Annotated in this window: 10 protein-coding genes; 4 read left to right on the forward strand and 6 right to left on the reverse strand. The window is 56.1% G+C overall.

What is annotated here, in order from left to right:
- Nucleotides 1-214 precede the first annotated feature (214 nt).
- Nucleotides 215-694 (forward strand): competence protein ComJ, encoded by a 480-nt coding sequence (gene comJ, locus SFX18_04505; GenBank protein ID MDX1962389.1) that lies wholly within the window; start codon nucleotides 215-217, stop codon nucleotides 692-694.
- A gap of 110 nt (nucleotides 695-804) precedes the next feature.
- Here comJ and SFX18_04510 read toward each other — a convergent pair whose 3' ends face one another.
- From SFX18_04510 to SFX18_04535, 6 genes are all read right to left on the reverse strand, one after another.
- Nucleotides 805-1,659, reverse strand: coding sequence for a purine-nucleoside phosphorylase (locus SFX18_04510; protein ID MDX1962390.1), 855 nt, complete (start codon nucleotides 1,657-1,659; stop codon nucleotides 805-807).
- A 15-nt stretch (nucleotides 1,660-1,674) separates the two neighbouring features.
- The gene (locus tag SFX18_04515) at nucleotides 1,675-1,812 is read right to left on the reverse strand and encodes a hypothetical protein (GenBank protein MDX1962391.1); all 138 of its coding nucleotides are present in this window, start codon (nucleotides 1,810-1,812) and stop codon (nucleotides 1,675-1,677) included.
- A 325-nt stretch (nucleotides 1,813-2,137) separates the two neighbouring features.
- Nucleotides 2,138-2,965: a DUF3445 domain-containing protein gene (locus SFX18_04520; protein MDX1962392.1), complete on the reverse strand. Its 828-nt coding sequence runs from the start codon at nucleotides 2,963-2,965 to the stop codon at nucleotides 2,138-2,140.
- A 142-nt stretch (nucleotides 2,966-3,107) separates the two neighbouring features.
- Nucleotides 3,108-6,668, reverse strand: a complete 3,561-nt coding sequence (locus SFX18_04525) for a LamG-like jellyroll fold domain-containing protein (GenBank protein MDX1962393.1) — start codon at nucleotides 6,666-6,668, stop codon at nucleotides 3,108-3,110.
- 2,093 nt (nucleotides 6,669-8,761) lie between these two features.
- A complete protein-coding gene (locus SFX18_04530; protein ID MDX1962394.1) occupies nucleotides 8,762-9,865 on the reverse strand; it encodes a cis-3-hydroxy-L-proline dehydratase in 1,104 nt (367 codons plus the stop codon).
- Nucleotides 9,866-10,090: 225 nt separating this feature from the next.
- Complete coding sequence (locus tag SFX18_04535; protein MDX1962395.1) at nucleotides 10,091-10,903, reverse strand: metallopeptidase; 813 nt, start codon at nucleotides 10,901-10,903, stop codon at nucleotides 10,091-10,093.
- 255 nt (nucleotides 10,904-11,158) lie between these two features.
- On the opposite strand from SFX18_04535, the gene SFX18_04540 reads away from it, so the two are divergent.
- From SFX18_04540 to SFX18_04550, 3 genes are all read left to right on the forward strand, one after another.
- The gene (locus SFX18_04540; protein MDX1962396.1) at nucleotides 11,159-12,280 is read left to right on the forward strand and encodes an endonuclease/exonuclease/phosphatase family protein; all 1,122 of its coding nucleotides are present in this window, start codon (nucleotides 11,159-11,161) and stop codon (nucleotides 12,278-12,280) included.
- 581 nt (nucleotides 12,281-12,861) lie between these two features.
- Nucleotides 12,862-17,262 carry an autotransporter-associated beta strand repeat-containing protein gene (locus tag SFX18_04545; protein ID MDX1962397.1) on the forward strand — a complete coding sequence of 1,467 codons (4,401 nt, stop codon included), beginning with the start codon at nucleotides 12,862-12,864 and terminating at the stop codon, nucleotides 17,260-17,262.
- Between the two features lie 219 nt (nucleotides 17,263-17,481).
- The coding region (locus tag SFX18_04550; protein MDX1962398.1) for a hypothetical protein at nucleotides 17,482-19,317 on the forward strand (1,836 nt) is incomplete at its 3' end.

Here is a 19,317-nt window from a genome sequence, read left to right on the forward strand (position 1 = left end):
GCATCGGCGTAGAAACAACAACCACCCGAGCGGCGTGCGTCAGTCCGTTGGTAATGCCCTTCTCAACTGTAACACTGCATATTCTTGACGCCCAGCGTCATTCACCCCTATATTACCAAGATCGCTGCTCCGTGCGAACCAGCGTTCTGTAGGTGCCCACTTGGCCTTGATCAGTAGATATCGATTTTGCGGCTGACATTAGAACCCACAAATCATGCCTCTTATACATCGTGTGTCACTTGACATCTTTGCTGACTATCATCAGTTCTACCTAGCTGACGGTGGTATGAAGTGGGAAATTCCCATAGATTGGACTGACAAGGATATACAAAATGGAGCGCTTGTCACCGATAGCGTTATCGCTGTCTCTCCAGCGCGTAATATGACTGTCCCTGTTGATATTGAATTATATGACCAGCCGCAAGAAATCGACCTTCAGAACGTAGATCACGCGTTTACCTGTTCATTAGAACTGCCAACGGGACATTTGCAGGTTCAAGAATGCGCTGGGCCTGAGAGATGCTATCTTACGGTTCCAAATGGTATCTACACCGTTCATGTACTCTTCAGTAAGCTTGCAGAAATTAGCGAAGACGGCCTAGAAGGCAAGGACCAGTACAAAATATTGCTTTGGCCCGGCAGCCGTCAACCGCTCAATGTCCTTAAGCAATGGCAAGGGAATTGGAGGGGTTAGTTGTGCGACTCAAAATTTGGTCGAGTACTATTCTTTCGCTGTCAGTGACAAATCCTGTAAATTAGCTGACTCATAACTCTGAATTCTTACCCTCGCATTCACCTCGCTTCTCAACCTTCCTTCCCCACTCGTCGCGGCGTTGATTTGTACTTTTCCAGCACACCCAGCACCAGCGCGCGTAGCTTTGGTTCCGCCGCGTGGGCCGTGGCGATGATCTTGGGGACGTCGGCCACTTCCAGGCAATCGGGAAAGCACATGTCCGTGATGATCGAAAATCCGACCGTCCGCAGCCCGCAATGGGCGGCCACGATCACCTCGGGCACGGTGGACATGCCGACCACATCCGCCCCGATCTGCCGCAAAAAGCGGTATTCCGCCCGTGTCTCCAGGTTGGGTCCGCTGACCGCGACCAGCACGCCACGATGGGCGATGATGTTGTTTTTGCGCGCGACTTCCAGGGCCACCTCGTTGAGGGCGTGGTCGTAGGGCTGGCTCATATCGGGAAAGCGCGGCCCCAGGCGTTCGTCGTTGATGCCAATCAGCGGGTTCCCCCCCATGAGGTTGATATGGTCGTCGATGACCATGATGTGTCCCAGCCCATAAAAGGGATTCATGCCACCCACGGCGTTGCTGACCACCAGCAGTTCCGCCCCCAGGGCCTGCATCACGCGGACCGGCAGCGTGATCTGTTTGAGGGGGTACCCCTCGTACATGTGAAACCGCCCCTCCATGGCCAGCACCGACAGTCCGCATAGTTTGCCGCAAACAAGCCTCCCGCGATGGCTAGTGGCGGTGGACTGGGGAAAATGGGGGATGTCGGTATATTCGATGCTGGCTTCGATCTGAATTTGCTCAACCAGGCTCCCCAGGCCGGTCCCCAGGATAATTCCCGCCTGCGGAGGGTGGTTCCAGTGCGAGCGGATAAAGCGGACGGCGTCCTGGATTTTGTCAAAAAGATCAAGCATGGCGGGTAAAATAAGTTAATACGATAGGTTGGCGGGACGGCCATTGCTGGCGGCGGTGAGAAAATTCATACGGCTGAAGTTGCACACGCTAGTCAAAACGCAGGCTGGCGGCACTGGCTGCCGATACGTCAACCGGTAAACGGCATTGGGCATATCTTATCGCATCTGGGGGAGAGTTTCAATTCTGGCGGATTGACGGTGTAGTAGGTCCCGTCCGCCGGACGGGATCAGGGATGTAAAGTCAAAGATGTTTCACTTGTGGAAAATTGTAGGAGAACTTGCTAAATGTTCCGGCTGGAATGAGCGTTCAAGCGCTGACCAGAATTCTGGCGAATTCTGCTACATGGCTGACCAGAATGGCGAATTCTGCTACTGCCTGGCGCAGGAGAATCAGCCGCGTAGCGGCGGCGGATTGTAGCCGGGGGTGCAAACCCCCGGAATGATAATGCTAAAAACTATTCTGCCGGGCCGCGGCCTACTATTTCCAATCGTCCGGCGGATCAGTCGCGGTGTCCGACTCGGCAGCGCGCAGCAGCAAGATGATCGCCTCCCGCGCGTCGGTCAGGCCTTTGTATTCCGCCGGTGCGTAAGGCATGGTCTCTAGCAGCCGCGCTAGTCCGGCGGCGGTCGCAGGTGATTCCAGCACCCGCCGTAGCGGCACGACCTCCATGCGAATGGCAAAGAGAATGCTACGGCTAATCGGCAGCTTGAGTAATAGCTGATGTTCCAGTCGTATCCAAAACTCGTCGACCACCACGGTTTTACCCAGTGGCGGGCGCGGACGGTCGGGGTGTTGGTTTAGGTCGGGAACTCGGCTGTAACCGGCGTTTTCGCGTAGCCAGGCAACGCCGGGGGACATTCGGGCAAAAAATGTCTCTATCTTGCTGTCAAGCTCCGCGTTTAGCCCCGGCACGGGATGGTGCGTTTCGCTCATCGTCCGCTGAAGCTTGTCGCGCAATGCCCACGAGCTGGGAAAGCAGACCACGCCGCCGATGAGCCGATGATCCCCTTTGTCGTCCGGGTGCATCCAGGCAAAGTCGGCTTCCCAACCACGCCCCAACTCTAACAACTGTGCCCACGGCGGGAGAGCGGGGTTAATGGAGACGCCCAGCGTTTGAGCCAGTTCCACCGTCTCCCGCAGGGGGGAATGGGCGGCATCGGTCAGTGCCGCGTATTTCTCGGGGTCTTCATCCAGCCAGTGCGCCCGTTCCCGGCGCACCGCGTCCGTGGGATCGCGCCGGGCAAAAAATGCCTCCACATTTCCCGGCCTCAGCCCCATGACCCATTTGTGTTTCGCGTCGGCCATGAGTCGCCCCCAATCCGGCCCGCCGCCGCGGTTGAACGGTGTTGGTATGTCATGTGAGATCATGCTGCCGCGACTCCCCAAGGTGCCGCCTCATTGATGTGTTGACATGCCCCGTCCGGCGGATGGGACCACAAAATGCCAATCACTCTCCTCGTGTGGTATCACCACCGTCGCTTAATGAATATCCGCGCACTTCTTCCGCGGACAGAACCCGTCCAAGTACGAGGACATCATCAAAGATCACCGTTCCGGTACCCCCGCCCGGCCCCAGATCCAGTCCCAGGCGGTTGCTGCTGCTGGTTCGGCGGGTGAGATTCCCGGCGCCCGCGAGTCGGCCGTCGAGGTAGAGCCGGTGCCCGCCGTCGCCGACCGTGCTAACAACATGATGCCACTCGCCGTCATTCACGCTCTCCGCCGCTATGATCGGGTCGGCGTTTTGCAGGCGGAATTGCGGCTTGCCCCCTTCCAACATCAGCGTATGGTCGCTCCAGCGGTTGTTGTAGCTGCTGTACCGTTTAGCCTCGCACAATCGCAGGTTCGGGGCAGTCGTTTTAAACCAAAAGGCGACGGAGTAGTTGGTGTCCGGCAATCGCAACTCCTCATCGATGGCGAATATGGCCGGTCCAAATTCCCCCTTCGCGGTGAGTTCGATGCCATGGCCGGTCTGACCAGGGCTCCGCCGCGCGTCGCCCGTCAGCCGCCCAAACACATCTCCACCGGCCGCGCTCCAAAAAAGGGAGGCGTCTTGATCTTCAAAATTGAACCGGGCGAGTACCTCGGGCCGCTTCTCCGTCACCACTTCCACCGCCGTTTTCTCGCCGACCGCCGTGGGGTGTAAAAACTCGGGCAGTACCGCCCGACGGTCAAGGCTGGGCGTGTCGTGGCTAAGAGCGATGGCAGCTTCTCCCTTTTTGAACCCGCATTCGAGTTTCAGGTCCACGCGCTGTCCAGCTGCCAGACGGACGCGGGTATAGCTATGTTCTTGTGTTGAATCAATGACGAGATGGCCATTGAGCCATAATTTGGTAAAAGTCGGCTTGCCTCTGTCCCGCCATGGAAAGTTGCCGCGCACCTCAAAACGCAGGTCTTCATTCGTGGCGGCTTCGTATTGACCGGTCCATCTCGCGCTGAACGTGTCCGCGGTGATGGCCTTGTCCGGCGCGCCTTGTCCCCAGTTAAAATAGACGAGCTGGTCCTCGCGGGTGATAACCGGCGAACCGGAACAGTCCGGTGTGTTAAAGTACTCGCCTATCAGTCCGGTGCCGTTGCGTTTGGCAACTGATTTTACGGTGTCATGCAGAACAAATTTACCTTCCTGGCGATGCCAGCCCTCCCAGCCGGTTATGCGATAGATGGGCGCTCCGCCGCCGCTGTTGAGCGCAAAGTAAAGCACCTCGCCGGTCTTGGGATCCGTATGGAGCCGACCGCACGGGTATTCGTTGGCATTATACATGCCGTAGGCTTCCTTGGGACTATAGTCGGTCGGCACGCGCAGCAGTTCGTCCACGTACAGTCCATCCTCTGTCCAGACCGTCGGGCGGGCTGTTTCTTCGTCGGAGGCATCACCCCAAATGACGCACCCCTGGGCGAGTCCCACCAACCCCCGGGCCATAGCGGTGCTGCCGGTCTCGTGGTCGTTGTCCGGGCTATGCCGGCCGACGCTCCAAAGTAGTTTGCCGGCATTATCCCACTTCACTAACCGGTCGATCGCGGAACAAGAGTTGTAGTACCACGCGCCGTGGTTTTCCGAGCCTTCGTGGGGGTTTTTTGCCCCTTCGGCAAAGCTGCCATAAGTGTTGCCGGCCGGGTCATGGCGATAGTCTCCGGGGAAATAATTACCTCCCGCTTCGGATATGCCGGGGAGCTGGGCGGACGGCATATCGCGGTAAATGGGTGTGCCCCCCTGGGTGATATTTTCCGGGTCGAACCGTTTTGCGGGTTGGTAATCCGTGGGCGCTGGAGTGGTGAACAGCGTTAATGTCAGGGGATTGATCCGACCGCCGATTTGGTGGCCTATCATCCAGTCAAGCTCATTATCGGCGGCTTGACCGTCATCGTTTAGGTCCACCCATAGGTACGCCCTCCGCTTATTATCGCGCCAAGAACTAGCAACACATGGGCGGATGGTTTTGGCCTTTGGGTCATAGATCACCAGCGAAAGACCGCCGTGTAAAGCCCCCCCCTGGATGTATACCCGGCCTTCCTTTTCAAAGAGATCGGGTACTTGCGGCACCGTTGAGAACGGGTTGGAGGCGAATACATCCTGGTACACCTCTGCCACGCGCCACGTCTTTTTCGCATAGTCCACCTCCCACCTTACCAGCCCCTGTTGCGGCGCATTGGCCAGTGTCCAGACAAACCGCGGATCGGCAGGTTCCGGGCAAGCAATCACACCGTAGTGCTGCGCTCCGTACCACTCGCGGAGGAGTCTCCCTTCGGCGTCAAAGCGAGCCGTGCGACGGGGAGGAGTATGATGCCCTTCGGTAACAATGAATCCTCCTTCATGATCGGCTTCGATGTCCGAGATGCCGCGAAAGTTGGTTGGCACGTACACGCCGTCGCCGCGCCCCGCGGGCAGACCGTATTCCTTGAGCAAGTTGCCCGACGAATCAAATCGTTTTACTTGATGTCGCGGATTTGTGTTTGAAAACATAAGACTATTTTCGGCGACTAGGATATTTCCCGATTTTGGATCCGCCGCCAGTCGCCAAGGGTGCAGTAATTGATCGGCGGAGATGACCACCTTTGGTTCTTTCTGATCGCGTGTGAACGAAACCACCGCTCCGCCAGAGATCGCGTACGCGATACCATCTTTTCCGCCGGCAATGCCCGCCAGTTTGGTAAAACCTTTTGCCGTATCGATCAATTTTCCGTCTTTCCCGCTGTACCAGCATACCGCATCGTACTGGGGAAACGCGGCCAGGATCAGATCGCCGCTTGCATCAGCCGCGAGGTCGGCGGGGCACTTCTCTATCCTGAGCATCCGTTTTTCCTCGTCCTTGGCGGACGGCGGAGGAGTGTAGCCTTCCCACCCTAAATTCCAAGGTTGGGGCGACGTGTCACCCCCAGTGAATACCTTGCCCGTCTTGGCGTCGTATCCGTATAAATCGCCATTCGGCATTAATTCATAGAGTCGCCCGTTCACGAGTGTGATTGCGAGGGTCGGTTGTGCCCATGGATCGGCTGACCAGCGATCATTCACCCACAAATGCTTACCGTTTAGATCGGTTTTTACGGCGTAATGCGCGCCCTCGTTGGCAGCGCCGACACGGTACAGGCCGGTGGAGTCGATTGCCGCCCCGACGGGGGCCTCGTGGTTGCCGGTGGCCCGTTCCCACGCCGGGTCAACGTTTTGGCCTATTTGCATGAGGTACTCCGCCCGCAGACCGGTCGTGGCGAGAAGTTTCCATGAGTAGTCGCCGGGTGGCAGCGGATTACCGTAGCGGTCCATGCCGTCCCAGAACGCGGTGTGCTTGCCGGCCGTATGCGGAGCGCCCGTAAATAAAGTGCGCACAAGTCGACCGTCATTCTGATAAATCGCTAGCGATAAACGCTGGGCTTTGGACAGGTCGAAGTTAATAACCGCGCCGGAAAGCGAGTCTGGCAGCACCGGACGTTCGGCTTGCACGCCGGTCCACATAGCCAACGAGAAAATTATCAATACCAAAGCGAATAAACTTCGACGAATCATCGTGTTAGGCATGAAAATCCTCAACGACAAAGAACTATGGGTCAATTGTGCGCGTGGCGGATCAGGAATAGACGGTTGCTGAAATTGCCTTATGACCTCGAACGTAGCGCTATTTCAGGATAGCGACAGTCACAACCGTATTATCGTAGATTGGCACGACAGCGATAGTTCGTATCGTACCTGTGGGAAAAACTGGAGTCAACAAAATGCACATTCACACGTGGGATACGCTGTCGCCTGGAAAAGTAAGACCGCCACTGGATAAAATCCAGAGCCAAGGCAGTCATCGGTGATCATAAACACCGTAACCGCCGATGGCTGCGGCGGTTTACCTTGTGTTAAACAAGAAAATGAAAATTAAGCGATAGAGGGCTAAACGTGTTCTGCCGCTGTAATTGTTACGATTTATTTAGCTGCGACGCGCAGCGGAGCGAATTGAGAAACCTGAAAATCGTTTATCATAGAGTTGCGGAGAAGACACCGAGGGGCATGGAGAAAATGGGATAGAAAAAATCTTTTACCGAACAGCAACTTGGATTATAGTGGCTACCGTTTAACAAATGGATGCTTATTCTCTGTTCGTTCGTCCGAACAGATCATCACAAGGGATTTTCCGAGGGCGGACGCAAAGCCCAGTTCATACCAAACGGTGGGATTACAAAACATTGTGCCAAGGTGTGAGTCTCTTTAAGTTTACCACATGCGTCAGCGGGCCGGAGCGAAGCGTGTTGATTATGAAAACCGACCCGCCGCTAGCTCCGTTGCTTGCGATTATTAGGCCGTGTGTTGGTACTGCTTTCTCTGTTCAATACTGCGTGCAAACGCCTACGCGTGTACCGTTGCAACAGAATTGGGTAGACGTTGACCACAATGTTGCCCAAGCTGAGGTAAACCGCCCAGCCTGGCCAGCCGATGCTCCACGCCCAAGCCGCGGACACGATTCCAAGCAATAACAATACGATGTGTCCGCGTTCGCTTTGCTCCGTGCGCAAGAGGAAGTCAGCAGCGGAACGACGGCCGCGAATCACACGAAAGTTAGGATCTCTTCGGCGTTCCCAACGGTTTGCGAGATCCCCGTTGGGAGCGAATTTGCGAAAAATGAGCACGCCGAGCGACTCGTAAAGCCGACCCGTATGTTCAAATCGTCGAACGGCGAAGTAGGCACTTGGCAAGATCCACCAGAGTGAGATACAAGCTATGACCAGGAGCGCGAACCACGCCCCGGGAAGAAAGTCACCGGATGGATACGCGAAAGGTCTCAGCGGGCCCCAGACGTACAGCCAAAACATCAGAAGGGGGCCTAACCAGCCTCCGGCCATACTCGCAAAGGGCAAGATATTTATTCCATGCGTTGGCGGGTCATGGCCTAGTCTGTCGCTTCGTGACATAGATGGGCTATCTCAACCAAGAACGTCGAAAAATAATCAGCATCCAGAAATCCGCGTATTCCAACACACAATATTCTGCATAGCCGTAGCTTATTGTCAACCAAATTTAATCAATAGTTTGCCACACGGAAATTCTGTAGAATTCTGCGCTTCCAAACTATACTTGATTTGTGTATTCGCCCATACCAGATTCGTTTTCCTGGCTGATCCCTGCCTTGCCATGGCTAAAAATCAGCTTGCTATGGAGCTACATCGACGGACATGCTTGCCGGGGTACAGATCCCAGTTAAGAGAAACTACGGCCAACACTCTATTTGCTAATTCGACCACACCCCACTCCTCCAAGGCCCTCGACCCAGCCATCCCCCAAGGGAATGCTTTTGGCAAATTGAAAACCACTATCGGGAGGTGGAGAAGGGGGAAATGGGAAAGTATGAATGCGGAAAGCAGAATGAATTCACTTATGTATTGCTGTTCGTACTACTGGTTCCCTTGCTACACAGTGCCTGTCGACGGGTGGACGCCATGCCACCAGTTGCCTGCTCTGTGTCCTTAGGTTCCTGCCGCTGCGCTTCGTAATAAATCTATTTTTTAGTGCTCCTTGACTCCGCGCTCCGCTGCGCGTCGCGGCTAAACAAAAACCAGCAACCAAAAACCATAACGCCAGCTAGTCCCGTCCGGCGGACGGGACCTACACTGGTTCCCGGCGGACGGGGCTTACTCCACCACCACCAGCGGGTCCCCCCAGACTTCCCATCGCGGTTCCACGCCCAGGCCCGGCGCGGTCGATGCCGCCAGTCGACCCTGCACCCGCTGCGGCGCGCCGGCCGCGGTGCTGACCGTCACGTAACTGTTAAAATCCGTGCTGGAAAAGAGCAACTCCGTCGGCGTGCTATGGGCCAGATGGGCGATCGCCGCCGTGGCAATGTCACCCCCCCAACTGTCCTCCAGCGTCATCGCGATCCCCAGCGTCGCGCACAGGTCGCGCGCTTGGGCGGTCTTGGTCAGGCCCCCCAGCTTGCTGATTTTGAGATTGACCACGTCCATGGCCAGGTCGCGCTGCGCTTTCAGTAGTATTTCCAAGCTGTCGATGTTTTCATCCAGGATAAAGGGCAAATCCGTATGCCGCCGCACGTTCAGGCATTCCTCATAAGTCAGGCAGGGCTGTTCAATGTAAACATCGACATCGCGCACCGCGCGGACCACGCGCATCGCCTCGTGCTGGGTCCAGCCGGTGTTAGCGTCCGCCGCCAGGCGGTCGCCGGGCTGCAACTGCGCGGCGACGGCATGGATCCGCGCAATATCGACATCCGGGTCGCCGCCGACTTTGAGCTGAAAGCGTCGATACCCCTGCGCGCGGTATTCGGCCACGCGGGAGGCCATTTTCTCGGGTGCTTCCTGCGAGATCGCGCGGTACAAGTGAAAATCCTCGCCATACCGCCCCCCCAATAGCTCGCACACGGGCAGGCCCGCCGCCTGGCCCAGGATGTCCCAACAGGCGATGTCCAGGCCGCTTTTGACATATGGGTGTCCCTTGAGCGCGGCGTCCATCAGGCGGTTGAGCTTGCCCAGTTGCCGGGGGTCCGCCCCCAGCAGGTGCGGTCCCAGTTCGCGAATACCCGCGCGGACGCCGTTGGCATAAGCGGGCAGATAAAACGGCCCCAGGGGACAGACCTCGCCATGGCCAGTCAGACCGGAGTCGGTCTCCACGCGGACCAGTGTGCTGTCAAAGATGGTCACGGACTTGCCGCCGGACCATTTGTAGGTGGTCTCATGCAGGGGTAATTCCGCGCGATAAGCTAGGATCCGAGTAATTTTCATGGGTGTGCGAATGGGAGAAAAAATGACAGATACAGCAGGGATCCGTGAACGTGACAGGGGAAAGCATGCGGCGCGGCTAACCAAAAACCAAATACCAGCAACCAAATACTCCGCCGATACCATCGGCGGCTTTGTAGAGCGTAACCAAATGCCAAAAATCAGCAACCAAATACCAAACTCCAAAAAACCACTCCGCCAAACTCCGTTCGGCGACGGAGTCGCCTCCTACTTCATCCAAATCTCCTCCATCAATTGCAAAATTTCCGGTTCGCTCTCGATCAATTCGCCCCGATTGAACGGAAAGAAATCATTCGCTCCAAAGTACGCCTCGGTCATTTCGGCAAAAAACTCCATCTGGTTGGTTAACGCATAGTGCTTGACCCGTTTGCCGTCATACAACAGCGCTTTTTCTCCCCGGCCGCTCGCTTTGTACTTGTTATACGCTTCCAAGATGCGTGGATCGTCAAAACCGTGCACCTGGTCATGATACGCGTGGGCCAGTTCGTGCAGTACGCACCACGGCTGTTCGCGAATATCGCGGCTATTCAAAAGTTCGCTGGCACGGGGGATATGGACGCATTTTTCCAGATCGGCCGCATAGCCGTTATCCGTCAGCCAATCAGCGCTGGGATGGTACTGCATGGTTCCCAACTCGCCATGACTTTGGTCCAGGACAATCGTGACCTGCCGCAGCTTTTTTAGCTTTTCGGGGGGCACTACGACCGCGATGTCGCGCAGCTTGGCCTCCAGTTGAAAGAGAATGTCGCTCCCCCTGGCCGCGCCCGGACCATGCAGCAGCCGATCATCAACCCGCACCGTCCAACCGGCAAGTTCCCGCTTGGTGTGCGCTGTGGGTTTATTGGATTGCTCTTTTGTGGCAGGTGGATCGGAATCGTTTTCCGCGGACTCCTCCGCCACAATAACAGAATGTCCCATGAGTAAAAGCAACCCCACTCCCACGCAGACGCGCCAAGTGCGACGGCACATGGCTAGCCACCCGTTGTTTTCTCCGCAACCCAGCACAGATTGAAACGTCATCAGTGATCCTTACAAAAGATGGGGAGGATAAAATGCCGCACTCGATTTGCTACTTATCAGTGATTTCGCCCGTGAGCGCCTTTCACTGCTGAGCGTCGGCCGCTCCTATTTGCAGGGGAGAAATCAAACGATTATGATAGATTTTGGATGTGGTGGATGATAGTCTCATTCCCGCTCTGCGCAATAAATACCGTGCGGGCCAGCTATAAATATCATTCCCTCCAATCACGCAGTTTCATTTTAATTGAGTTTTCGATGAATAATCGTTCCTTGGCGATCAGTGCGGGTGTGTGGTGCTGCGGTTTGTGGTTATCGGGCTGGGCATGCATCATGCAGGTTAAGGGCGTTGATTTTGGGGTGGGAACTCCCCCCGCGACCAACGCATCAAGCAGTAGTGCCAAATCGGCGGACTCGCTGCCGAACAGCGGCCATCCGTTAAAAATCATGACCTTTAACGCGGAAAACCTGACCGCCCCCGCGGCCCGGGTAAAGCTGGAACGCTATCGCTGGGAAATCGCCCGCACCGCCCACCTGGAACGCGTGGCCGACGTGATCGAGGCCGCCAATCCCGATGTGGTAAACCTGCTCGAGAGCACGACGGCGGAGGCGGTGGAACTGTTGGTCAAAATCCTGCACGAAAAAGGATTTACCGACTATCGCGGCTATCATGTGGACAGCAGCGACACATTTACCGGATTTGACGTGGCCGTGATCAGCAAATTTCCCCTGGACACGGTCGATGGGAAAACCATCCGCCATTTTGGGACCGAGGAGGACCACCCCTATAAAGGGGAGTTTTATAGCAAGGATGCTGGCGGCACGGTTCGCCAACGGCTGGCCGGTATTAGCCGCCATTCGCTTTATTATATTACCATTCATGGGCGGAAATACGGCTTTTTGGGCCTACATCTGAAGGCGATTCCCGACGACGCCCCTTCCAACGCCCTCCGAACGCACGAGGCGGGCATCGCCCAAAAGATCATCACCGAGGAAATCCTCAAACGGGGCTATCAGCCAATCGTACTGGGCGATCTGAATGATTATGACCCGGACATTCCCGATCGGGACGAAGAACGTAGCACCCAAACAAACGTGCTAAAAATGCTTAAGGATTATGATTCAGCGACACAGGGGGATGAGTTGGTCAACGTGGCGGAAAAAATTGTACGGCAGGCGGACCGCTATACAAATCTGTGGGACCGGAACGAAAACGGCGTCAGCGACCCTGGTGACGTGAGGACGATGATTGACCACATTTTGCTCCCCCGCGACTTGGCCCCCCATATCACTCGGGCGTTTATTTTTCACAGTTCATCGGTCGAAACCTCGGACCATTGGCCAGTGGTGGTGGAAATCCTCCTACCCATGGAAAACTAGTGGAAAATGATCAAAAACCAAAAGGGTGGGTAAATTGCTAGCGGCTTGCTAGGGAATCAAGTTGAAATTATGTGAAAACTAACGTAATCCTAACATTCCTTTACCTCATTTTTTAACAGGCTTGGATTATAATCTGTTCGCACATGAAATTGCGTCGGGTCTGGAACGCCCCCGCAATTCTGTCAGAGGCAAGGCCAACATTAGGCACCCTGCGCGTGGGTAACGTGACACGGGTGCGCTAGTTTCTGGGGCAAAAAGGCAAAAATCAGGCCGCGAGTGAACGCATACTGTTTTTTGCCAAATTCGATTACGGAAAATGTCCGCTAAGTGGGTTCTTTGGGTTGGGAACCCCGAACATCGGCCGCATGGTGGTCCCGCGCGATAAAAGTCCGCGGCTAGATGAATCGTGGGGAGGCTGACGCCCAAGGAACATATAGGTCCGATCAATTTGTCGGGTCGGATTGCTTTTTTAAGTCGCGGGCCTACTTAACGGAGAGAGTGGACAGGGAAGAAGACAAAAATCAGTCCACATTTTGAACAAGACACAAACAGGGTATTACTTTTTTTCACAGGAATTCTCGATGAGTCGCAACACACGCAAGATTGCTCGCCGATTGGGTCTGGTATCGTTGGGCCTGCTGGCCTTGAGCGCTAACACCACGTATGGCGCGGTAGTTTTTAGCAACCCGATCACGGGAACGAACCCCAACTTGGATAATCCCTACACGACGGGTCAGGTTTTTGATTCCAACATTACGGTGACGGGTATTGGCCGCGGTGCGGGTGCGCTCGGTTCTAGTGCCAATGATCGCTACAACGCAAATAGTTGGAATACGACGACACTTGATACCGATGCTTATTTCACCTGGACGATGCAGCCAAATTCGGGTTTTGAGATTGATTTTTCATCCTTAGATTTCACGTATCGTAGCTCTTCTTCAACAAGTGCTTCATTTTTAGAATTGCGTTCCAGCGCGGATGGCTTTACTAGTTCAATTTACAACCAGACGATTACAACATTCGGTGGAGGCGGCGTTTCCACAAGTGCCAATCTGGCGATTCCATCATTGCAAAATATCACAACGCCGATTGAGTTTAGGCTTTATGGTTGGTCAACGGTTACCACCAATCCCAATGGCTCCCTAAGCATCAACGACTTCACCTTTAACGGCGCGGTTAATTCCCTGGGTGGCCCCCCGACTGGCAGCTTTTGGGACCCGAATGGCGCAACCGCGGGCATCGGCGGCAGCGGCACCTGGGATAGTGTTAGCAATATCTGGGCGATCGACAACACCGGTACGTCCGTCGGCCTGCAAAATGTCAACCAGCCCGCCAAGTTCGAAGGGACCGCCGGCATCGTGACAGTTAGTGGGATTGTCTCTCCGGCGTCGGGGCTGACTTTTAATACAAACGGGTACACGATCACCGGCGGGACCGAGATCACACTCGCGGGATTGACCTCTGCGGCCAATTCGATTGTTACGCCCACGGGAATTACCGCCACCATAGAAAGCGTCTTGGGGGGGACCACGGGCTTTACCAAAACCGGTCCCGGCATTCTCAATCTGTTCACTCCGGCAACCGTGACCGGGCATGTCACGGTCAACGACGGCACCCTGATATATGGAGCGGCGGATTTACTGCCGGATTCCAACGATCTGATCATCGACGGCGCAACGGTTGATATTGGCGTCCATAATGATAGCGTAAATGAACTGGTGGTGCTGAATGGCGCGAATTTATCCGGCACCGGCACGATCAGTACGACCTCGTTTGAGGTTGGCTCCGGCATCATCAATGCCAATGTGGGGGGGGCCGGAAACTTTATCAAGTTTAGCACCGGCACCGCGACCCTGGGGGGAGCCAACACATTCACCGGCAATACCACGGTGGCCAACGGCGTTGTGGAACTCAATTCTCCAGAAGTGCAGGGGGTATCGGGTCCCTTGGGAAATGTCGATGCGAGCACGGTGGAAACCCTGTTTTTGACCGGCGGGACACTCAAGTATTCCATTTTGAACCAGTTCGACTATTCCGGTCGCTTTAGCGGTAATCCCGATCAACGTTACAATGTCAATACCAACGGCCAAAATGTGACCTGGGCCGCTTCTAACCTGATTAGCACTGGCGGCATCCTAAATAAGAGCGGGAATGGCACGTTGACTGTCTCGGGGGTCAATGCTTACACCGGCGGTTCCAACATCACTGGCGGCAGTCTTGTGGCGACGGACGCTAGTTCCCTGGGGACGGGGACCGTGAGCGTGGTTGATGCCAACCTCTATGTGGCAAATGGCGTCACCCTGGCGAATAATCTGGTCCTGGGGACAACTGGCTCACCAGGGCAGGTGCTGCTGGCAGGTTGGGATTTTAGTCCGATAGTCGGCGCGCCGGGCTTCTTTGGCGCTTCACCCTATGCCGCCACCCAAACCCACCCGCAAATTACCTCTAGCGGTCTGGTGCGGGGAACGGGATTTACATTTGGCAATTTTTCCGGGGCATCCTTTGCCTGGGGTGCTCCAGGATTTGACAGTGTGGACGCGGCGGCGACCATTGCCGCGAATAAGGAAGTGACCTTTACCATTGTCACCTCCGACACGACCAGCTTGACCCAAATCGCCCCCTACACCACCCGTCAGTCCAGCACTGGTGCCAAGACTGGTCAGTGGCAATATTCTGTCGGCGCGGGTCCCTTTGTGGATTTGGGTGGCCCGATCACCTGGGGCCCAGTCCAAGGCAACCCCGGCAATCCCCAGGCCGCTATCGAGTTGAATGGCATCTCCGCCCTGCAAAACTTGCCATCCGGGACCACCGTGACCTTCCGGCTGCTCAATTACGGGGGTGTTGACGCGATGGGACAACCATCTGCCACCGGCACGTGGTACTTTAACGACTTTTCCCAAACCTCCGATATTGACCTGCAAGTGCAGGGTTTGGTGGGAAATACCAATCCCACGGTCATTCCCGCCGCTGCGGGGATTAACACCGCTGGGACGGCCATATTTACCGGGAATGTGACCGCCCAAGCGGCCGCGTCCGTGACCGCCGCCGCGGGGGGAACCGCCGAGTTTCAGGGTGTGATCTCGGGGAATGGCGGCATCGATAAGATTGGTCCCGGAACGGTTATCTTTACCAATGCCAACACCTACCTGGGCAATACCAATGTTGACGCCGGCACGCTGTTGATTAACAACACCACCGGTAGCGGCACGGGGATTGGCGGCATCGCGGTCAACGCCAACGCCACATTGGGGGGGACCGGTATTATTAGCGGTGTGGTCACTCCCGCGGTGAATGGCATTATTGCTCCCGGCTCGAACGGGGTTGGCACCCTGACCCTGGATGGGGGGTTAACACTCAATTCCGCCATCCTCAATTTTGAATTGGGCGCGGTGGGGACCAACGACTTGCTGCAGTTGAATGCTAGCGCCTTGGATGCCGGCGGTACCAGCACGTTTAACTTTACCAATGTGGGCGGCTTTGGCCTGGGGACCTATACCCTGATCGATTATGGCACCTTGCTGGGGTCCGTGGGCAATTTTAGCATCAGCAATCCGACGCTGGGGGGCTTTAGTCTGAGCTTGGCAAATTCTGGTACCGCCATCGTGTTAAATGTCACCCCCGGTGGCCCGGCGTTTAACGAATGGATCGGCGCATCGGGGGCGAACTGGACCACGGCGGGGAGCTGGTCTCCCGCTGGCGCGCCGAACAGCGCGACGGCCGAGGCGCGGTTTTTGGGGATGGGGGATTCCCCCGTCGTCCTCGACGCTAACCAGACTGTCAACAAACTGACGTTTAATACAGTCGACAATTACTTTATTTCCGGGACTCCTGGCCGTGTGCTAAGTTTGGCTGGAACCAACCCCACCATCTCGGTTAATGGTGGCGCCACTCAAAGCATCGAGACCAGTATCAATCTGGGAAATAACACCGCCGTGAACATCGTGAATGGTACGCTGGTCTTTGAACAAATCACCGGTGAAACCAGTGTCATCGGCACCAATGTTGTGGCGACGATCTCTCCAGAGTCGACGTTGGAATTAGGTGGGGAAAATAGCGCTCTGGGAAGCACCGCCGGCAATAAGACCAAGGTTGTGACGGTAAACTTTGCCAGTATCCTGAGTGTGACCGGAGGGAACCAGGTGGTGGGGCATGTGAGCGGGCCGGGGACGGGCGCGGGCACGGCGGTGGGTTCGACGACGATCTCGTCGCAGGCCAGCCTGACGGCGAATGGCTTGCGACAAAACAGTCTGACCCTGGCGGCGGGGACAGGCACGGCGTTTACCCGGTTTAACGCGGCGACGGTGGACGGCGGGGCCAATGGCCTGGTGGTGCTGGACAGCGTGGCGGCGGACGTGCCAGCATTAACACTGGGTAACGAAAGCTACCTGGACCTGAACGACAACGATTTGGTGTTGTTCTATGGCGGCACGACCAACGATCCCAATCCGCTGGCGACGATCACGCAGTACGTGGACAACTTTTATGCCAATGGCAGCGCGCCGGGGGCTGGCGTGCCGGTGATTGGCAGTAGCACGGTGGAGAATTCGGGCGGCAGCCGGATCTTGATCCCCGTGGACAACGCCAACAGCCAGTTTGGCAACGTGGGGAATCCGTTTTATGACCTGACCTTGGGTGATGCCAACCTGGGGACCGGGTTTAACCAGGTGATTGTCCGCTTTACCTATCCGGGGGACTATAACCTGGATGGGCAGGTGGATGGCGCGGACTACGTTGTGGTGGATAGCAACCTGGGGACCACCACGCCGGGCCTGTCCGGCGGTTGGACACTGGGTGATGGCGACTTTGACGGGTTGATCACTCCCGCGGATTACCTGCCGATTGATAGCAACTTTGGCAGCGGCGTGGGGAACCCCCTGGGAGGCAACCCCGTCGTGAGCGCCATCCCCGAACCGAGCGCCTGGCTCCTGGGAAGCCTGGCCGCCATCGGCCTGGGTGCCTGGAGTCGGCGGCGAAAGGCCTAATTGGCCCATTCCACGCACCACCACCAATTTGCCAGGACTGCTTACTGCAATAATGACAAGCCCCAACCGGGAGACCGGCTGGGGCTTTTTTTCTTGATAAATCAAGAAAAGGGCGCTCTTCCGACGCGCCTAATTGCTGCAAAGAGAATACCTGCTGGGTAGAATGTGAAATTGAAAGTGGTCGCTATTGCCCAACAAATCAATTGGAAAGGTTATCCCATGCGCCGCAAAGCCTTCTTGAGCACCTTGGCTCTTTTTTTTGCCCCGTTGTTATCCGCTTCGGCGGAGACCGTGCCTGTGACATTTACGCTAGGTGCGCCGAGCGGCACCAATAATATCATTTCCATCAAAATAGATTTGTTGAGTGTCTTTAACCGCAGCGATACCGAGACCACCGTTGCCAGCGGCACGCTGAATTCGAACCTAGAGATCGACTTTGATCCCGCGACCCGCGCGCCCACCACGACTGGAATTGCGTTTGTGGGGGACACGCCGGGAAACGTATCGTTTACGAATATGAATTTTTTGTTGGATTTGCCGTTTCCTTTTCCTGATCAAACGGTTGTTACCAACAATTTGCGGGGTACCTTGAACACCGTGGGGGTGGGGCCGGTCTCCGCGGGGGTCGTCCCGATGGAGGCCCATGATGTGATTCTTAATCAAGGGACGCTGACTTATGCCGGTCTGGCGGCGGGTAGCCTGGATGTGACGGCGGAGCCAGTGATCGCGGATGCCACCGGCAGCGGCATGTTGACGATAACCAAACTCTCCGATACCTGGACCAGTTCTACTTATAGCGCGACGTTAAATGTGCCGTTTGCCTTTATGGATACGGTGCTTGAGGAAACAACGCCCGTCGCCTATACGGTGAATCTGACCGCCAGCGGGAATTTCGTGGGGTCGGGTAATTTCACCCAAAACTTCACCCCCACGGCCGGGTATTGGGACACGAGCTTGGATCCAGGATTGCAGACAAATTCGGCGACATGGGGGACCGGGGTGGGGAATTGGAGTCTGAGTCCCGCGGGAAATAATCCCCGGCTAAATTGGTTTAATGGCGTGGAAGCGATCTTTAGCCCTTCGGGAAACACGTTGATATCTGTCATGGGAACAGTCGAAGCGAGCAATTTGACATTCTTGGGATCAGGATACACGCTGATGGCGGGGATTGTCCAACTCAATTCCGGCACGATCCGCACCGATTTTAACACGACAATCAACTCCACGCTGTCAGGTACTAATGGTCTGACAAAAATCGGCCCCGCTACGCTCATCCTGGGACGTGGCAACTCCTACACCGGCACGACCAATATTAACGTCGGCACGATCCTGGCCAATAACGGTATCTCTGGGTCGGCCACGGGAGACGATCCCGTTAACGTCGCCGCCAATGCCGGCGTGGGAGGGATAGGAGCGATTTCGGGTTTGGTGACTGTCAACCCGGGGGGGGCGCTGAATCTCGGCGCCAATGGTTTTGGCACGCTGATCTTGCGTGGCGGGCTGGTGCTCAATTCGGCCAGCTTGAATTTTGATTTGGGCTTGAGCGGCGGCAGTGATATGGTTCAACTCCATTCGACCGCGCTCACCGCGAATGGTGTTAATCAATTTAACTTCACCAACATGCTTGGTTTTGGCGTGGGTAGCTACTCCCTGATTGATTACGGGACTTTTACGGGGAGCCTGGCTAATTTTAGTCTGGCCCAAACCATGTTGGGGGGGCTGATGTTATCCCTGGAAGATACCGGCAGCGCGATCGTATTGAATGTGGCTCCCGCCGGTCCCCCCGAATGGATCGGCGCATCGGGGGCGAACTGGACCACGGCGGGGAGTTGGTCTCCCGCCAGCGCGCCGAACAGCGCGACGGCCGAGGCTCGGTTTTTGGGGATGGGGGGCAGCCCGGTCAATCTGGATGCCAGCCAAACCGTCAATAAGTTGACTTTCAACACGGGCGTGGATTACACGCTTAGTGGACCCGCGGCCAATGTGCTCAGCCTGGCGGGGACCAATCCTGTGATTAGCACGGCGGGCGCCGGTGATCAAAATTTATCTGTCAGC

It is taken from the genome of Pirellulales bacterium (assembly GCA_033762255.1).
Lineage (GTDB): Bacteria > Planctomycetota > Planctomycetia > Pirellulales > JALHPA01 > JANRLT01.